Here is a 1719-nt window from a genome sequence, read left to right as displayed (position 1 = left end):
CGCGCGGGTGTAGCTCAGTAGTAGAGCGCCCCCTTTCCAAGGGGGAGGCGCAGTGTGCGATCCCTGTCACCCGCTCTCATCGCTCGTCCCGACCACCCCGGTGGATCAGGTAGAGTGGTGTTCGCACCGCACGGAAGCGCGGAGCACATGCGGACGTAGCTCAGTTGGTAGAGCGCAACCTTGCCAAGGTTGAGGTCGCGAGTTCGAGCCTCGTCGTCCGCTCAGAGGGAAGGCCCCGGTCCTGTGACCGGGGCCTTCCGCGTTTTCCGCTCCTTTCCCTCCTCTTCCCGGCCCGTCTTTTTTTCACTTCCGCGCGCGGGGGCATGACGTTTGTCAGGACGAGAGGTGACAGCGCGCACTGCCGGTCCCCGGCCGGCGCCGGAAGGCTGGAGGCATGGAGTCCGGGGAGTGTGTGATCGAAGCCGCGGGGCTGTGGCGCGTCCACGGCCGGGCCGGGCGATCCGGCAGGGTCGGGGGTGCCGACGGGAGTGCCGGTGTCGAGGCGGTCCGGGGGATCGGCTTCACCGTGCGGCGGGGCGAGGTGTTCGCCTTGCTGGGAGCCGACGGCGCCGGGAAGACGTCGACCGTCGAGCTGCTGGCGGGGCTGGCCCCGCCGACGGGCGGCCGGGTGACGGTGCTCGGCCACGACCCGTACGCGCAGCGGCGGCGGGTGCGGTCCCGGATCGGGGTGCTGCTTCAGGAGGACGGCCTTCCGTCCGGGCTGACGGCGGGCGAGGCGGCGGTGATGTGGGCCGGGTGCACCAGCGGTGCGCGCCCGGTGGACGAGGCGCTGGACCTGGCGGGGCTGGGAGCGCGGCGGAACGTCCGGCTGGGCCGGCTGTCGGGGGACGAACGGCGCCGGCTCGCCCTCTCCGTGGCGCTGCTGGGCCGGCCCGAGGTGCTGGTCCTGGACGAGCCGACGGCCGGGCTGGGCCCGTGGGCCCGGCGCGCCGTCGTCGAGCTGGTGCACCGGCTGCGCGCCGAGGGCACGACCGTGGTGCTGACCGCGCGCCGCCTGGAGGAGGCCGAGGCCCTGGCCGGCCGGCTGGCCGTCATGAGCGGGGGCCGGATCGTCGTCGAGGGGACGCCGTCCGAGGTGCGGGCGGCGTATCCGTCACGCATCCGGTTCGCCATGCCTCCGGGCTGGTTCGTCGGGGATCTCCCGCCGCTGGGCGCGCTGGGCGTCGTCGGCCACCGGGAACTCCCCGACGGCAGCGGGCGGGTGGAGCTGCTGACCCCGGAGCTCCAGCGAACGCTGACCGGCCTGCTGATCTGGGCCCGCGAGCGGGCGGTGGAACTGGAGGGGCTGGACGTGCGCACCGCCTCGCCGGAGGAGGCGTTCCCGGAGCCCGGCGAGGGCGACGCGGCCGGTGTGCGGTGCGGAACGGAGGCCGGATGACTCCGCTCGCCCGGCTGTCGGCCCTCGGCCGCGCCGAACTGACCCTGCTGTTCCGGAACCCCGCGGCCCTGATCCCGGCACTGTCCCTGCCCGCCCTGGCGGCGTACGTCCTGCGCCTGGTCGCCCTCCGCGTCGACGGGCTCGCCCCGGAACGGGCCGGCCTGACACCGGACGAGGCCACCGTGACGGCGGCGTTCGGCTGCGTCCTCCTCCTGGCCGTCCACCGGAATCTGGTCGGCGCCTACGTCGCCCGCCGGGAGGAGTCGGTCCTGAAGCGGCTGCGTGCCGGGGAGGCCGGGGAGGGGGAGGTCCCTGTCTCT

1 protein-coding gene, 2 tRNA genes and 1 pseudogene are annotated in these 1719 nt (G+C 74.6%); all 4 read left to right on the top strand.

The features are described from left to right. Window positions 1-3 precede the first annotated feature (3 nt). Window positions 4-75 (top strand) — tRNA-Gly (locus ACSNOK_RS32885). Window positions 76-149: 74 nt separating this feature from the next. Further along, window positions 150-222 (top strand) — tRNA-Gly (locus tag ACSNOK_RS32880). Between the two features lie 172 nt (window positions 223-394). After that, on the top strand, window positions 395-1399 hold the full coding sequence (locus ACSNOK_RS32875; RefSeq protein ID WP_436784447.1) for an ABC transporter ATP-binding protein: 1005 nt from the start codon (window positions 395-397) through the stop codon (window positions 1397-1399). Beyond that, window positions 1396-1719: pseudogene (locus ACSNOK_RS32870) on the top strand (ABC transporter permease); the annotation flags it as partial. The gene ACSNOK_RS32875 and the pseudogene ACSNOK_RS32870, both read left to right, overlap by 4 nt.

This window comes from Streptomyces sp. URMC 126 (assembly GCF_051386555.1).
Lineage (GTDB): Bacteria > Actinomycetota > Actinomycetes > Streptomycetales > Streptomycetaceae > Streptomyces.
The sequence above is the reverse complement of the archived record's forward strand: the minus strand, read 5'-3'. Positions and strand labels throughout refer to the sequence as shown.

What these genes read in the sequence shown, in the direction of transcription:
- ACSNOK_RS32875 (WP_436784447.1), top strand. Translation starts at nt 395, where the DNA reads ATGGAGTCCGGGGAGTGTGTGATCGAAGCCGCGGGGCTGTGGCGCGTC.